The organism is Campylobacter sp. LMG 7929 (genome assembly GCF_024723595.1).
Lineage (GTDB): Bacteria > Campylobacterota > Campylobacteria > Campylobacterales > Campylobacteraceae > Campylobacter_D.
The window spans coordinates 85,889-101,417 of the sequence record NZ_JANQCY010000003.1 but is presented as its reverse complement, the minus strand read 5'-3'; the positions used below and the strand labels follow the sequence as shown (position 1 = coordinate 101,417).

Genomic DNA, 15,529 nt, shown 5'->3' with positions numbered 1-15,529 from the left:
ATAAAGGAAAGATTATGTGTAAAGATTGCGGTTGTTCTATTAATGAACATGAACATCATCATGATCACCATCATGAAAATCCAGTTTTAAAAGATGAAAAAACTATTAATGTTATTAGTAAAATTTTATCAAAAAATGATCACCAAGCAGCTCATAATAGAGAGCATTTTAATGAGTGTAATACTCTTTGTATTAATCTAATGAGTTCTCCAGGAAGCGGTAAAACAACACTTTTAGAAGAAACTATAAAAACTTTAAAAGATGATTTAAAAATAGCCGTGGTTGAAGGGGATTTAGAAACTAATAATGATGCAAACCGCATTATCAAAGCAGGAGGCTTAGCTCATCAAATCACCACAGGACAAACTTGTCATTTAGATGCTTTTATGGTGCATGAAGCTTTACATCATTTTAAACTTAGCGAACTTGATATAGTTTTTGTTGAAAATGTGGGAAATTTAGTATGTCCTGCAAGTTATGATTTAGGCGAGCATTTAAATGTGGTTTTACTTTCAGTAACAGAAGGTAGTGATAAGGTAGAAAAATATCCAGTGATGTTTAGAAAGGCTGATTTATTAGTCATTACTAAAGCCGATTTAGCTCAGCATTTTGACTTTGATTTCAAAGCGGCTTCTATGGCTGCTAAAAGGCTAAATCCTAAAATAGATATTATGATTTTAGATAGCAAAACAAAAACAGGGTTTGATCTTTGGATAAATTATCTAAAAATGAAAAAGGAGCTTAACTAATGTGTCTTTCTATACCTTCTAAAATTTTAGAAATTGATGAGCTAAATTCAGCCATAGTAGAAACTTTAGGGGTTAAAAGAAGAGTGAGTTTAGACTTGATAAGCGAACCTTTAAAAGTAGGTGATTATGTGCTTATACATGTGGGTTTTGCTATGGAAAAAATTGACACTCAAGCTGCACAAGAGAGTTTAAAAATTTATACAGATATAGCAGAGAAGATGCAAAATGGACAAATTGATGAAAATGAAGGCGATATGGGGCTAAAAAATGGATTTAATTAATGATTTTAGAGATAAAGAAAGAATTTTAACCCTAAAAGAACTTATTGCTTCTAAAATTACTAAGCCTATTAATATCATGGAAATTTGTGGTGGACATACGCATAGTATTATGAAATTTGGTTTACCTGATTTATTGCCAAAAGAAATTAATTTTGTTCACGGCCCAGGCTGTCCTGTGTGTGTTATGCCAAGAGAGCGTATTGATGTGGCTTTAAAGCTTGCAAGTATGCCAAATACTATCTTTTGTGTATTAGGCGATATGCTTAAAGTGCCAGGAAGCTATGAAAGCTTAATTGATCTTAGAGCTAAAGGAGCTGATGTTAGAGCGCTTTATACACCTTTGGATGTGATAGATATAGCTTTAAAAAACCCTGAGAAAAATATAATCTTTTTTACCATAGGTTTTGAGACAACTACACCTATGAGTGGGGTGATTATAGAAAAAAGTATAGCCTTAAATTTAAAAAATTTATTTTTTCATATTAATCATGTATTAGTTCCACCTGCGGTAGAAGCTATCATGCAAGATGAAAATGTAAAAATTGATGCCTTTTTAGGACCTTCTCACGTAAGCGTTATCACAGGATCAAACATTTATGAACCTATTGCTAAAAAATATAAAACCCCTATAGCAGTGAGTGGTTTTGAGCCAGTTGATATAATGCTTAGTGTGTTAAATATAGTAGAGCAAATGAATGCAAATACTTTTGAAGTTTATAATGAATATCACAGAGTAGTTAGTAAAGAAGGAAATTTAAAAGCTAAGGCTTTAGTAGAAAAATACTTTAAACCTTGTGATTTTGAATTTAGAGGTCTTGGAGTAATTATAAATGGTGGGCTTTGTTTAAAAGATGAATTTGCGCACTTAGATGCTAGCAAAGTGTTTGATTGTAAAGTGCAAAGTAAAGATGAGAGTAAAGCTTGTATTTGTGGTCAAATTTTAAGAGGCTTAGCTAAGCCTTATGATTGTAAGGTGTTTGCAAAAACTTGCACTCCAAAAAATCCTATAGGTAGCTGTATGGTTTCTAGTGAAGGAGCTTGTGCGGCTTATTATAAATACTATCAAGATAAGGCATAAAATGAAACAAATTACTCTAGCCCACGGTGGTGGTGGCGAAGAAATGAATGCTTTGATAAATGAAATTTTTTCTATTTTTGAAAATGATGTTTTAAAAGAAGCAAATGACGCTGCTATTTTAGATGATTTAGCTTTTAGCACCGATTCTTTTGTACTAAATCCTATCTTTTTAAAAGATATAAATATAGGAAAATTAGCAGTTTGTGGTAGCGTAAATGATGTATTAATGGTGGGAGCAAAACCACTATATTTATCACTAGCTTTGATTTTAGAAGAGAGTTTTGAAATAGAAAAGTTAAAAATTATACTAAAATCTATAAAAGAAGAATGTGATAAAGCAGGAGTAAAACTAGTTTGTGGGGATACCAAAGTTGTTCCTAAAAATAAAGGCGATGAAATATATATTAATACTTCATGTATAGGTAAAAATATACAAAAAATCAATACCAAAGACTTAAAAAGTGGTTGTAGTATCTTAGTTTCAAGGGATATTGGAGCTCATGGTTGTGCAGTTTTGGTTGAAAGAAATAATTTAGAGGCAAATATCCAAAGTGATTGTAAAAGCTTAAAAGATGAAGTTTTAACACTTTTAAATGCAGATATTTCTATAAAAGCAATGCGTGATGCTACGCGTGGTGGACTTAGTGCGGTTTTAAATGAATGGGCTAAATTAAGTAATTTAGAGCTTTTAATATATGAAGAAAAAATTCCAGTTTGTGATGAAGTTTTAGGGGTTTGTGAGCTTTTTGGATATGAGCCTTATGAGCTTGCAAATGAAGGAACTTTTATTATTTGTGTAGATAAAAAAGATGAGCAAAAAGCATTAGAAATTTTAAAACAATTCAATGCTAATGCAGCTATTATAGGTGAAATCACAGCTAATGAAAAAGCAAGAGTGGTTTTAGAAAATGCTTATGGAGCAAAACGCATTTTAGAAGCTCCAAAAGGCGAACTTTTGCCAAGAATTTGCTAATGCATGAGTTAAGTATTACAGAATCATTGCTAGAGCTTTGCGAAGAATATGCTCAAGGAAAAATTATTGAAGAAGTGCATGTTAAAATAGGGCGCTTAAGCGGGGTTGAACCTCCACTTTTACAAAGAAGCTTTGAAACTTTTAAAGAAAATAGTCCTTTGTGTAAAAATGCTAAATTTATTATGCATATCCAAGAAGTAGTAGTTGAGTGTCAAAAATGCCATTTTAGCGGAGTACTTGAAAATAATATCTTTTGGTGCCCAAAATGCGAAGATAAAGATTTAAAAATCATAGATGGAGAAGAACTTTATCTTATGCAACTTGTTTTAAAAGAAAATGAGGATTTAGAAAGTAATGACAAATAAAGAAATCATCTTAGGTGCGGGTTGTTTTTGGTGTACTCAAGCTGTGTTTGATGAAATTAAAGGCGTAGTTTATACAGAAGTAGGTTATAGCGGTGGTAAGCCAAATCCAAATTATGAAAGCGTGATAAATGGCGATGAAAATATAGAAGTAGCTAAGATAATTTATGATGAAAAACAAATTTCATTAGAAAAAATTTTAGAAATTTTTCTCAAAATGCATGATCCAACAAGCTTAGATAAACAAAGTGCTGATGAGGGGATACAATATAGATCAGTTGTTTTTTATCAAACTAATGAGGAGTTAAAAATCATTAGTGATTTTTTACAAAAAGCACAAAAATATTATGCTAAAGCTATAGTTACACAAGTTTTAAAATTAGAAAAATTTTATAAGGCTGAGGATTATCATCAAAAATATTTTAAAAATAATCCCAGCCAAGCTTATTGTAGATTTGTCATTACACCAAAGCTAGAAAAACTAGTAAATCATTCCTAATTTTTCTTTTTAGAAATAGGACAAACCCCAAGTGGACAAGCTTGTTTTCCACTAAGCACTCTTATAGGACAAACAGCAAAAATACCTGTTAATAAAGGAATTAAACCCAATAATCCCCACCAAGTTGAAAAATAAACTCCTAAAGAAAATGCCACTATGGCTAAAGCTATTCTTAGCACTCTTTCTAATTTACTCATAATTTCTCCTTTTTTGTTGATATTATAAATAAATTTTAAAAGTATTTCTGTGATAAAGTTACAAAGAAATTAGTATTATTTTAGATCTTTCAAGTTTGATTTTACCTTCTTTTTCTAATTCTTTTAAAATTCTTGAAACGGCCTCTCTGGCGCTTCCTAAGTGATTAGCTAAAGCTTCATGGGTAATTTTTAAAGTATTGTTACTAGCATTTTCTTTTAAAAAATCACAAATTCTAGAAGATAAAGGCATAAATAAAGCTTGTTCTAAAACTTTGATTAAGGTATTAAAACGCTTAGTGATTAAACTTAAAACATAATTATTAATTTTTGGGTATTTTTCTTTTAAAATTTGAAAAATCGATGAGGGGATGATGGCTATACTTGTATTTTGAGTACTTTGTATAAAAACATCATAAGATATGCCATCCATATTACACTCAGAGCAAATAATACATTCATCATTTTCTTTAAGATGAAAAAGTGTTATTTCTTTTGCATTTGGAGTTAGAATAAAAGCTCTAAGCTCGCCTTTTAAAATTTTTATAAATCCTAAACATTTATCATTGACCTTAAAGTCTTTTTCAATGCTTATTATTTGTAAGTGCTCTTGTATAAGTTTGAGATCTTGTTTTTCTATTTCAAAATGAGAAAGAAAATTTTCCATGTTTTTAAATTTTAAAAGCCTATAAAAGGCTTTTAAATTTTAGTGGCAACCACAACCACCACATCCACAACTTTGACCAAAGAAGCTTTCTAAAGCTTGCATATTTGGAAGTTCTGTTACTTCATTTACTAATTCTTTATAAGCAACCACACCATCTTTAACTACAAACACTGCTCTAGCTAAAATTCCCTCAAGTGGACCATCAGCCATTAAAACACCATATTTTTCACCAAATTCTTTAGAAACAAAATCACTTGCAACAGTTAAATTATCTATACCTTCAGTTGAGCAAAAACGACCCATAGCAAATGGTAAGTCCATGCTAACTACGATTACTTCTACACCACTTGCTGCTGCTTTTTTATTAAATTCTCTAGCTTCAGTTGCACATACTGGAGTATCAAGGCTTGGCACGCTGATAATAATTTGAGTTTTGCCTTTTGGAGCAATTTCAACACCTGAAAGATCTTTAGCTTTTAAGGTGATATTTGGAGCCATATCGCCAACTTGGATGTTGTTTCCTTTTAGATTTACTTTATTTCCTTTGAATAATACACTATTCATTTTTTCTCCTTGAATGATTTTTATTAATCATAATATAAAAAGATTAATAAAGTCTTATTTTTGTTCTTCTTTGCACATACCTGCTTCGATTAGAAAACATGAAGGTTGATAATTGCTTTTTTTAATCTTGTCGTATTTTGCATAGCTTAAGTATAAAGTATCCTTAGCTCTAGTTACTGCTACATAAAAAAGCCTTCTTTCTTCTTCCAAACTTCCACCCATGCTCATGAGTTTTTGATTAGGAAATCTTCCTTGTGCAAGATCAATTACAAATACAAGCTCAAACTCAAGCCCCTTACTAGCATGTATGCTTAAAAGATTAACCCCACTACCACTACTCATTTCACTAGCACCAAGAGTAAGAAAATTATAATATTTATAATTATCACTGTAATTTTTAGCAAGTTCTTTTAATACAAACATTTTTGCGTTGATTTTTTCTAAAATTTCATTTTTTTTATTTAAGTCAACATTGGAGTTTTTATTAGTCGCTCTTTTGGTTGCTAAAATATCACAAATTTCTTTAAAATAATCATTTTCTAAGATCAAATTTACAAGCTGAGTTGAAACTTTACACTCACTTGCTTTTTTAATAAAAAGATAAATTTTTTCAAGATTTTTCGCACAAAGCTCGTTGATTTTAGGAAGGCTTAAAATAGGGTGGGTGTTAAATTCACTTTTTAGATTAAATCTTGAAGGCGAGGCTAGCTCCTCAATATCATCAAAAAGTCCTAGTTGGTAACTTTGTTTTTTGTATTTTTTTAAACTCACACTACTATCAGGATTTAAAAAACCTTTAATCAAACTAGAATGTCCTAATTTTAATAAAGCATCAAAAATATCTTTTGCTAAAACCCCACCAACTCCTTTGGTATATTCAAGTAAGTGTATAAAAGCCATGATATCTTTTGGATTAAGCACGATTGCAAGCATAGAGCAAAAGTTTTTAACTTCCAAGCTTTCAAAAAAACTTCCCCCGCCTTTTCTTTTGCTTGCTATACCAAGTTCTCTCAAGGCAACTTCTACTCCATCTGCACTAGAATTGTTTCTAAAAATAACAGCGATTTCATCAAGATTAACTCCACTTTGTAAGATTATTTTTGCTATGGTGGAGTATTGATCAAATAATTCATTGAAAGTTAGCAAACTTGGTGCTTTAAAATCTCCTTCTCTAGTTACAATCAATTCTTTAGGATATAATCTTTCATTGTTTAAAATCACTTTATTAGCTAGTGCAAGTATATTTTTACTAGAACGATAGTTTTTATTTAAAGTAAAAATATTTGCATCGATAAATCTATCTTTAAAACTTCCTATAATAGAAATATCAGCTCCATTAAAAGCATAAATACTTTGGTCATAATCCCCCACACAAAATAAACTTTTACTTTTAAAAGCATCAATTAATGAACCTTGTAAAGTATTAGTATCTTGGTACTCATCTACTAAAATCTCATCAAATTCAAAATGATGTGAAGCTAAAACATGTTTTAATTTGATCAATAAATCATTAAAATCCACATAGTTAAAACGCATTTTTTCTTCTTCGTATTCTTTTAAAATATCTTCATAAATTTCAGCATAAACAGCTTGTTCATCATAATTTTGACAAAACCAATTATAAAATTCATCTAAATTTGCATTAGTGTTTTGAAATAAAGAATACACATCATACAAATAGCTTGGCATATAAGGTTTAGTATCGCTTAAATGATGAAAAGTGCGTTTTTCAAAAATAGAACGCAAAAGAATTTTAAGCTCACTCGCAGGTTTTAAAATAATATCATGATTTAACTCTTTAAGTAGAGAATAAGCAGTACTATGAAAAGTTCCTGCTGTGATTTTTGAAGTAATGCTTTTATCAAAATACCTACTAAGTCTTTCAATCATCTCTTTACTAGCTTTGTTTGTAAAGGTTAGAAGCATAATTTTTTCAGGCTTTATATTATTTTGAAGTAAAAAGGCTATTCTTGCAACTATGGTTGAAGTTTTACCTGTGCCTGCACTTGCTATGATTAGATTGTGTCCAAAAGGAGCACTAGCAGCTTTGTATTGTTCTTCATTTAAACGCGATAAGGGCATGAGCTTCCTAGTTTAAAATTATATTTTGTATATCATTAAAATAAAAATGATTGATACCATCTTTATATTCATAATAAAGCGTAAGTTTATGAGAATCTAAAATAGTCTTAACAATATATAATCCAAGTCCAAAACTATCTTTGTTTTTCTTTCCTTGCGTAAAAGCTTGAGTGTAGTATTTCAAGTCTTTATCTAAGGCTTTTCCTTTGTTTTTAAAGCAAAGATAATCTTTAGTTATTTCTATAGTAACGCAATTTTCATCAGAGTATTTTGTTGCATTATCTATCATATTTTTCATCGCAGTAGTAAAAAGTTTAAAATCCACATTGACGCTAAAACTTTCTTTGATACTAATTTTTACTTTTTCATCATCACTCATAGCTATATCTTTAGCTTCATCTAAAAGATCTAAGATATTGTATTTTTTTAAATTAATCAAACCAGCACCTGAAGTAATTTGTTCAATGGCTGCAAATTCATTAATCAAAATTTCCAAACGATTAAAAGCACCCACTAATCTTTCTTTATATTTGCTATCTTCAAGCATTTCTAAAGTAATTAAACCTTTAGTAATAGGTGTTTTTAACTCATGCATAATATTTCTTAAGAAAAATTGCCTTGAAGTGTTTAGTTTTTGAATTCTCAAAATAGACTCATAAAAGGCTGTTGCTACTTGAGAAATTTCATCATTGCCTTTACTGACATTTTGAATTTCATTGAGTTTATTTTCGCCAAATTTATCTATTTGTCTTTTTAAAGCTCTAAGTGGTTTTAATTTTCTAATGATAAAAATATATAAAATCAATAAAACCATTACCACTATACTAGCAATAAGCTTAATCACAAAATAACGATAACCTTGATATTCTAAATCTTTGTACAAATAAAGCTTACCATCAAAAATGATTTTTAAATATACATTATCTTCTAAAGTAATGATTTCAACTACACCTGTGCTAGTTTGAGCGCGTGCTATGGTTTCAGCTTTGTAGATGATTTTTCTTATAGAAGATGGGGTTGTTAGTTCTATCATTTTGTAATTTTTTGTTTGCTCATAAAATTCTTTTTCGCTAATTACATGGTTAAAATACAATAATCTTGCATTAGCTATAAAAGAATATTTCGCATTAAGCTCATTAGTGTAATTTTGCTGATCATATTTTATAAGCCATAAAAATGCCAAAATCACACTAACACTAGCAAGCAAAAAAACAAAGGTTATGGTATAAAAAATTGATGATTTATTCATTGAGTTAATTTATACCCTATACCTCTGATTGAATGAATGTATTTTGGAGTTTTAGGATCATCTCCGATTTTTTGTCTGATTCTGCTAATGATTACATCTATACTTTTATTGCTAGAATCTTCACTAATAGAGCTACAATTATACACAAGTTCTTCACGACTCACTACTCCACCTTCTTTTTTAATTAAATAACTCAAAATATCAAATTCAGCATTGGTAAAGCTAATTTCTTGATCTTTCATAGTGATAGTATGTTTATATTTATCATATACAAGATCTTTTTTAACTTGAGCTTGAGCGGTTTTTGTATTTGAAATTCTTCTTAAATGACTTTTAATCCTTGCTTGAAGCTCTTGAGGATTATATGGTTTTGGTAAATAATCATCTGCACCCAAATCAAGAGCTGTAACCTTATCACTAATATCATGTCTTGCACTTGAAATGATAATAGGTGTATCATATTTTTTACGAATTTCTTCACAAACTTCAAGTCCATCAAGTCCAGGCAAGCTTAAATCTAAAATGATTAAATCATAAGGATTTAAAGCAAGTCTTGAAAGACCTATATAAGGTTCATGAGCAATATCTACTTTCATATCAAATTGCTCTAAATATTCAGCTATAATCTCAGCTAATTCTAAATCATCTTCTATCATTAAAATATTTGTCATTTTCTTCCTTTCTTAAAAAAGTAAAGCTCTAACCATACCACCTCTATTAATCCAAATTTTAACATATTCTTTGCCTTTATTTAATTCTAAAGCCTTAGATAATTCTTTAAAATTTGAAACTTCATATTGATCAATACCTATAATAATATCACCTTGCTCAAAGCCTATTTTTTCTGCTTTTGATTTTGGAGTAACTTCAGTGATTAAAATACCACTAATATTTTCAGGTATGCGGTATTGTTGTTTATTTTTAGAATCAAGCTCTACTAATTTTAAACCATCAATATAATCTTTTTCATATTGTAGCGATTTTTCATCTGTTTTTAGCATAAATTTAGCTGTTTTAACTTTATTATCTCTTTCATAAGTTACCTCTATAGCTTGTTTTGGATCAATACTTCCTATATAATTTTTTAAATCCATAGGGCTTTTAATCACAGTTTTATCTACTTTTATAATCAAATCACCTCTTTTTAATCCCGCATTATAAGCTGCTGAGTCTTTTTGAACTTCTGTTATTAAAGCTCCTTCTTGATTGATATAAGCTTTTTTAATATCTTGAGTTAAAGCTCCTATAACTACACCTAAATATCCTCTTTCTATTTTTCCATGCTCGATAAGTTTTTGTGCAATAGATTTTGCCATATTAGAAGGGATTGCAAAGCCTATACCATTATTTCCTCCACTTCTTGAAAGTATGGCTGAATTTATCCCAACTAGAGCCCCTCTGCTATCTACTAAAGCCCCACCTGAATTTCCAGGATTAATTGAAGCATCCGTTTGAATGAAATTTTCATATTGATTTAAACCTATATTGTTTTTATTTAAAGCTGAGATAATCCCACTTGTAACACTACTTCCAACACCAAAAGGATTACCTAGAGCAAATACTACATCACCTTCTAATAATTTATCCGAATCAGCAAAAACCACAGCAGGTAGGTTTTTTGCTTCTATTTTTATCACTGCTAAATCTGTTTTAGGATCAGCCCCGATTAATTTAGCTTTATATTCAGTGCTAGAATCAGGTAAATTTACAGTAATTTTTTCAGCATCTTCTATAACATGATTATTTGTTATAATATAACCATCGCTTGAAATAATTACACCAGATCCAAGCGAACTTACTACTTCTTTTTTATTTTTTTTACTTTTTGGAGCTTGTGGAAAATCAAAACCAAAAAATTGTTTAAAATAAGGATCATTGAAAAAATCATCAATCCCAAAGGAATTACTTTGAACGGTTTTAGAAGTTGAGATATTCACAACTGAATTTTTAACTTTTTGTATAGAATCATGATAAGAGAGTATAGTATTTTGATTATCAGTTGGTAAAGATCTTTTTACATTATCATCTGCTTGTTTAAAATCAATACTAGCACTAAAAAGACTAGTTGCCAACGCCAAAGAAAGAACCATAGTTTTTTTCATGTATTATCCTTTGTAAAATCAATTTACACAAGTATAAAATTTTATTTTTACGCAATTGTAAATAAAACCTTTAGTTTTAAAACTTATAAAACTTGATTGACTAAGACTAAAGTTTATGGTATAATCTTATAAAAAATAAGGAATAAAAAAATGAGTAATAGTTTATATGAAACACTAGGTGTTTCGCAAAATGCTAGCGCAGATGAAATAAAAAAAGCTTATAGAAAATTAGCAAGACAATACCACCCAGATATCAATAAAGAAGCAGGTGCTGAGGAAAAATTTAAAGAAATTAACGCCGCTTATGAAATTTTAAGTGATGAGAAAAAAAGAGCTCAATATGATAGATATGGTGATTCTATGTTTGGTGGGCAAAGTTTTCATGATTTTTCAAGAAATGCAGGCGGAGCTGATATCAATGATATTTTGAATAATATTTTTGGCGGAGGCTTTGGGGGTTTCGGCAGAGGCTTTAGCTCTAGTAATAATTTTAGAAGTGGTTTTGGGGGTTTTGGGGGTTTTGAAGAGGATTTAGACTTACAAGCAAGTGTTAAAATTCCTTTTGAAAAAGGAATTTTAGGTGGTGAACATACTATAAATATCAACAACGAACAAGTTAAAATCAAAATTCCACATGGTATAAAAGATGGCGAAAAGCTACGCATACGAGGTAAGGGAAAAAGCTTTCAAGGACAAAAAGGAGATTTGATTTTAAAGGTAGAGCTTGAAAAAAGCGATGAATACGAAAGAGAAGATGATGATTTATACAAAAAAGTTGAAATTAGCTTAAAAACAGCACTTTTTGGAGATAAAATCAGCGTACATACCCCAAGAAAAGAAGTTAAAATCACCATACCGCCAAATTCTAAAAACAATCAAAAAATCAGACTTAAAGGCTATGGGGTGCAAAATAGAAAAACAGATCTTTATGGAGATATGTATTTAATTTTAAATGTAAAAATACCTGATATTAATAGCCTTGATCCTGAATTTGTAAAAATTTTAGAAGAAAAATTACCTTAAAAGGAGTATGCAATGGAGCATAGTTATGATGAACCGGTGTATCTTATAAGTGTTGTTGCAAAGGTTTTAAGCATACACCCACAAACTCTAAGACAATATGAAAAAGAAGGTTTGGTTGAACCAAGTAGAACCGATGGCAAAATGAGACTTTATTCTCAAAAAGATATAGATAGAATCAAAATGATTTTACGCTTAACAAGAGATCTTGGAGTTAATTTAGCTGGTGTTGATGTGATTTTAAAACTAAAAACAAAAATTGATGAGTTTGAAAATACCATTGAAGAATTAAGATTAGAACTTGATAGAAGAGATAATCCTTCAAAATCAAGAGCAGTAGTAAAACACAGAAGCAATTTTGACTTAATTTTTTTAGAAAAAATAAAATAATAAAACATTACAAAAAAAGGTTGGTGAGTGGATGCTTTTATAACTTTATTTTTAACTGCAGTAGCAGTTGCTGTCGTACTTAATGTTATACTTAAAAAATTTGGAATTCCAACCATTATAGGCTATATAGCCACAGGTTTGTTTGTGCGCGAATTTTATGGTTTTAGCACGAATGAAATCATTATCCATGTGGCTGAGTTTGGTATAGTTTTTTTAATGTTTACCATAGGGCTTGAATTTTCATTTAAACACCTTTTAGCAATGAAAAAAGAAGTGTTTTTAAATGGAAGTTTACAAATGCTAACTTGTGGCTTGGTTTGTACTTTACTTGTAACTTATATTTTAGGTATAGCAAACCATATAGCAATGATAGCAGGTTTTGCCCTAGCTTTATCCTCCACAGCTATAGTTTTAAAAATACTTAATGATAGTGGCGATATCAATGAAGAATATGGCCGAAAAGCTTTGGGAATTTTGCTTTTTCAAGATATTGCTGTGATACCACTGCTGTTAATGATTGATATATTTAGCTCTCAAAACGCTGATATTTCAAAGCTTTTATTTACAACCTTAGTCAGTGCTGTGATTTTACTTGTTTTGCTTTATTTTATAGGCAAATACCTTTTTACTTATGTTTTAAAATTTATCATTAAGACCAATGCAAATGAAATTTTCATCGCTACTATACTTTTTACCGTAATAGGAGCAAGCTTTTTAGCACATTCTTTTGGTTTTTCTTACTCGCTTGGAGCATTCATAGCTGGAGCTTTGATCGCTGAAACTAAATATAAACATAAAATAGAAGCAGATTTAGTTCCTTTTAGGGATTTACTTTTAGGGTTTTTCTTTATCAGTGTTGGCTTGCAAATTGATTTTCATATAGTTTTTGAAAATTGGTTTTTGATTTTTGTTTTTGTAAGCTTGGTGTTATTGATAAAATTTGTAGTAATTTATGGTCTTTTAATCCTTTATACGAGAAAAAGAGTAGCTTTAAAAACTGCTTTGAGTATTTCTCAAATTGGAGAATTTGCTCTAGCGGTGTTTTCACTAATGCAAGTAAATTCGCTTATAGATGAAAAAACAGCACAAATTTTTATTATAGTTTCTATCATCACTATGGTTGCAACACCTTTTATTTTAAATAATCTTAGAAAAATAGCCAACGCAGCCGAAGGTGAGCAAAATGATATGGCTAAATTTTATCTGTGTGATCAAAAAATGAAAGATCATTTTATCATTTTTGGTTATACAAGATTAGGTCAAGAAGTGGTGCAAAAGATCAAAAAAACAGGTATTCCATATCTAGTTTTAGAAAGTGATTTAAATTTAGTTGAGCTTGGGCGTAGCAGAAATGAGAATGTTTTTTTTGCTAGTGTAGCGCAAGTAGAAACACTAAAGGTAGCTAATATAGAAGAATGCTCAGTTGCTATTATAACCATAAGCAATGAAGCTAAACTTGATATGCTCTATCAAGTGCTTTCTAATTTCAATAAACCCATACAAACGGTTTTAAAAACAAGTGGTACAGGTGCTAAGATCATTTTCCCACACACTGATAAACATTTACACATTGTAGATGCTGAAGCTTCAATAGCTAGAAATTTAGTACAAGAAGCATTACAATGTAGAATCAATACAAGTGCAGCAGAATGAAAAATGATGAAAAAGCTTTGAGAGTTAAATATGTAAGAGCTTTGGAAAAATTTACCAACTCTGCTGTGAATGCTTTAAAAAGGGAAGATTTTGATTTAACACTTTTTAGAGAAAGAATGCAAAAAAATGCTAAAATCTTTGAAAAAGTTCAAGCGGTGTTTTTGGATTCTACTTATACTAAAGCTTTAGAGCTTTTTGTAAATGAGTGTTTAGATGAGAGTTTAGACCAAAAAACCTTAACTTCAAAAGCTAATGCTTTGTATAAGCTAAAAAATAATCAAAGTTATAAAAAAGACAAACATAAAATTAAATTTAAGGATGAATATTGATAAATGTAATTTTTGATATGGATGGCACGCTTATAGATAGTGCTAATGCTATAGTATATGCAGTAAATGAAATAAGAGCGGATTTAAATTTAGAACCTTTAAAAAGAGAGTTTATTTTAGATACTATCAATACTCCTGGGCAAAATTATGCTAAGATTTTTTATGGGGTTGATACTTACTCACATACTAGCTTTAAAGAAGGTTATGAGAAATATTTTATTAAGCATTATGATCAAAGTGTGGTGCTTTTTGATGGTGTGCTTGAGGTTTTGGAATTTTGTAAAAAAAACGATTGTTATCTGGCTATAGCTACTAATGCACCTCAAGAAAGCTTGGTGCCTATTTTAAAAAAACAAAACATTCTTTCATATTTTGATAAAATACTAGGTGTTAGTTATGGTATAGAAGCTAAGCCTGATCCTATGATGCTAAGATTAATCGCAGATGAAGCAAAATATGAAAAAAGTATTTTTATAGGCGATAGTTTAAAAGACAGACTTTGTGCTAAAAATGCTAAGATGGATTATATACATATTTCTTGGCAAAAAGAAACTAAAGACTTAGATGAAGTTAACGATAAAACTACTTTAATAGAAAAAATTCAAACTCACATGAAAGGTTAAAAAATGGATATTTTTGATGAAATGTTTGCAAAAAGCCCTAAAGAAAAATTTATTGAAACAATAAAATATGCAAATTTAGGTGCATTGGAAAATGTTTTAGAAAAATTATTAGCCGATCATATCGCTATGATAGAGCTTTTAGAAAAAAATAATTTAAATGAAAGCGATGTAGCGCAATTTCAAATGGAAAATTCACTCTTAATAGATGAGAGAAAAAATGATTTTTACATAGGCTTAAGTGCTGAAATTTTAGGGCATGAGGGTTGATTTTGCGTTTACTTTTATCTTTATTTTTGATGTTTAACTTTTTAAAGGCTGAAGTATTTTTTGATTATACTTATAAATTTACCCTGAGTAAAGATGAAAAAGCAAGTGTAAAAATAAAAGAAATTGACTACCCTGATGAGATTTATTATTTTGACTTCTCATGGACTTTATTTGATCAAACTAATATCATTGTTCATTCAAAGTATAAAAAATACCCTAGACAATTTGTGATGTCTTTAAGAAGAAATTTAAACTGGGTTGATCAAACCTTAGTGCCTGATTATAAAAATCCTCATATAGATAGAGCAAGATTGATACTTGAATTTAGTGATTTTAAAAAAGGTGAGGCTATTTTTACTGTGTATATAGAAGATAGAGATAAGAAATTAGAAGTAGAATTTTTAGACCCTAGAAAAGCCACTCTTAATCAAAACTAAAGTAAAATTT

Annotated in this window: 20 protein-coding genes; 13 read left to right on the top strand and 7 right to left on the bottom strand. The window is 29.7% G+C overall.

All coding sequences use genetic code 11. The annotated features are described in order from the left end of the window. The first annotated feature begins 14 nt into the window (after positions 1–14). Genes hypB through msrA form a run of 6 tightly spaced genes read left to right on the top strand, consistent with a single transcriptional unit; the run spans position 15 to position 3,942 of the window. Positions 15–749: a hydrogenase nickel incorporation protein HypB gene (gene hypB / locus CAMP5118_RS02280; RefSeq protein WP_337216516.1), complete on the top strand. Its 735-nt coding sequence runs from the start codon at positions 15–17 to the stop codon at positions 747–749. Further along, entirely contained in the window at positions 749–1,030 is a 282-nt protein-coding gene (locus tag CAMP5118_RS02275; RefSeq protein WP_039618343.1) for a HypC/HybG/HupF family hydrogenase formation chaperone, read from the top strand. Before hypB ends, CAMP5118_RS02275 begins: the two co-directional genes overlap by 1 nt. Next, a complete protein-coding gene (gene hypD, locus CAMP5118_RS02270; protein WP_337216515.1) occupies positions 1,017–2,108 on the top strand; it encodes a hydrogenase formation protein HypD in 1,092 nt (363 codons plus the stop codon). Before CAMP5118_RS02275 ends, hypD begins: the two co-directional genes overlap by 14 nt. A 1-nt stretch (position 2,109) precedes the next feature. After that, positions 2,110–3,081 carry a hydrogenase expression/formation protein HypE gene (gene hypE / locus CAMP5118_RS02265; RefSeq protein WP_337216514.1) on the top strand — a complete coding sequence of 324 codons (972 nt, stop codon included), beginning with the start codon at positions 2,110–2,112 and terminating at the stop codon, positions 3,079–3,081. Further along, complete coding sequence (locus CAMP5118_RS02260) at positions 3,081–3,446, top strand: hydrogenase maturation nickel metallochaperone HypA/HybF (protein ID WP_337216513.1); 366 nt, start codon at positions 3,081–3,083, stop codon at positions 3,444–3,446. The genes hypE and CAMP5118_RS02260 overlap by 1 nt, the downstream gene beginning before the upstream one ends. Next, positions 3,436–3,942 (top strand): peptide-methionine (S)-S-oxide reductase MsrA, encoded by a 507-nt coding sequence (gene msrA / locus CAMP5118_RS02255; protein WP_337216512.1) that lies wholly within the window; start codon positions 3,436–3,438, stop codon positions 3,940–3,942. Before CAMP5118_RS02260 ends, msrA begins: the two co-directional genes overlap by 11 nt. On the opposite strand, the gene CAMP5118_RS02250 is transcribed toward msrA, so the two are convergent. Genes CAMP5118_RS02250 through CAMP5118_RS02220 form a run of 7 tightly spaced genes read right to left on the bottom strand, consistent with a single transcriptional unit; the run spans position 3,939 to position 10,800 of the window. Next, positions 3,939–4,139 (bottom strand): YgaP family membrane protein, encoded by a 201-nt coding sequence (locus CAMP5118_RS02250; RefSeq protein ID WP_012661495.1) that lies wholly within the window; start codon positions 4,137–4,139, stop codon positions 3,939–3,941. The genes msrA and CAMP5118_RS02250 overlap by 4 nt on opposite strands. Positions 4,140–4,197: 58 nt before the next feature. Further along, complete coding sequence (locus CAMP5118_RS02245; protein ID WP_337216511.1) at positions 4,198–4,803, bottom strand: Crp/Fnr family transcriptional regulator; 606 nt, start codon at positions 4,801–4,803, stop codon at positions 4,198–4,200. A 39-nt stretch (positions 4,804–4,842) separates the two neighbouring features. Continuing rightward, positions 4,843–5,367 carry a thiol peroxidase gene (gene tpx / locus CAMP5118_RS02240; RefSeq protein WP_012661493.1) on the bottom strand — a complete coding sequence of 175 codons (525 nt, stop codon included), beginning with the start codon at positions 5,365–5,367 and terminating at the stop codon, positions 4,843–4,845. Positions 5,368–5,421: 54 nt separating this feature from the next. Further along, the gene (locus CAMP5118_RS02235) at positions 5,422–7,449 is read right to left on the bottom strand and encodes an ATP-dependent helicase (protein ID WP_337216510.1); all 2,028 of its coding nucleotides are present in this window, start codon (positions 7,447–7,449) and stop codon (positions 5,422–5,424) included. Between the two features lie 7 nt (positions 7,450–7,456). After that, positions 7,457–8,698 (bottom strand): ArsS family sensor histidine kinase, encoded by a 1,242-nt coding sequence (locus CAMP5118_RS02230; protein ID WP_087700579.1) that lies wholly within the window; start codon positions 8,696–8,698, stop codon positions 7,457–7,459. Then, positions 8,695–9,369 (bottom strand): response regulator transcription factor, encoded by a 675-nt coding sequence (locus CAMP5118_RS02225; RefSeq protein ID WP_120759067.1) that lies wholly within the window; start codon positions 9,367–9,369, stop codon positions 8,695–8,697. Before CAMP5118_RS02225 ends, CAMP5118_RS02230 begins: the two co-directional genes overlap by 4 nt. A gap of 12 nt (positions 9,370–9,381) precedes the next feature. Continuing rightward, positions 9,382–10,800: a DegQ family serine endoprotease gene (locus CAMP5118_RS02220; protein ID WP_337216509.1), complete on the bottom strand. Its 1,419-nt coding sequence runs from the start codon at positions 10,798–10,800 to the stop codon at positions 9,382–9,384. Positions 10,801–10,950: 150 nt separating this feature from the next. Here CAMP5118_RS02220 and CAMP5118_RS02215 point away from each other — a divergent pair, with 150 nt between their 5' ends. The 7 genes from CAMP5118_RS02215 to CAMP5118_RS02185 are packed head-to-tail and all read left to right on the top strand — an operon-like array spanning position 10,951 to position 15,519. Beyond that, positions 10,951–11,823 carry a co-chaperone-curved DNA binding protein A gene (locus CAMP5118_RS02215; protein ID WP_039628332.1) on the top strand — a complete coding sequence of 291 codons (873 nt, stop codon included), beginning with the start codon at positions 10,951–10,953 and terminating at the stop codon, positions 11,821–11,823. Positions 11,824–11,835: 12 nt separating this feature from the next. Continuing rightward, positions 11,836–12,210 carry a heat shock protein transcriptional repressor HspR gene (locus tag CAMP5118_RS02210; RefSeq protein WP_039668403.1) on the top strand — a complete coding sequence of 125 codons (375 nt, stop codon included), beginning with the start codon at positions 11,836–11,838 and terminating at the stop codon, positions 12,208–12,210. Positions 12,211–12,237: 27 nt separating this feature from the next. Then, positions 12,238–13,863 (top strand): cation:proton antiporter domain-containing protein, encoded by a 1,626-nt coding sequence (locus tag CAMP5118_RS02205; RefSeq protein WP_263663303.1) that lies wholly within the window; start codon positions 12,238–12,240, stop codon positions 13,861–13,863. After that, entirely contained in the window at positions 13,860–14,192 is a 333-nt protein-coding gene (locus tag CAMP5118_RS02200; RefSeq protein WP_263682261.1) for a hypothetical protein, read from the top strand. Before CAMP5118_RS02205 ends, CAMP5118_RS02200 begins: the two co-directional genes overlap by 4 nt. Next, positions 14,189–14,815, top strand: coding sequence for an HAD family hydrolase (locus CAMP5118_RS02195; protein ID WP_337216508.1), 627 nt, complete (start codon positions 14,189–14,191; stop codon positions 14,813–14,815). The genes CAMP5118_RS02200 and CAMP5118_RS02195 overlap by 4 nt, the downstream gene beginning before the upstream one ends. Before the next feature lie 3 nt (positions 14,816–14,818). Then, on the top strand, positions 14,819–15,082 hold the full coding sequence (locus tag CAMP5118_RS02190) for a DUF2018 family protein (protein WP_039618310.1): 264 nt from the start codon (positions 14,819–14,821) through the stop codon (positions 15,080–15,082). 29 nt (positions 15,083–15,111) lie between these two features. After that, the gene (locus tag CAMP5118_RS02185; protein ID WP_263679458.1) at positions 15,112–15,519 is read left to right on the top strand and encodes an exporting protein; all 408 of its coding nucleotides are present in this window, start codon (positions 15,112–15,114) and stop codon (positions 15,517–15,519) included. Positions 15,520–15,529 lie beyond the last annotated feature (10 nt).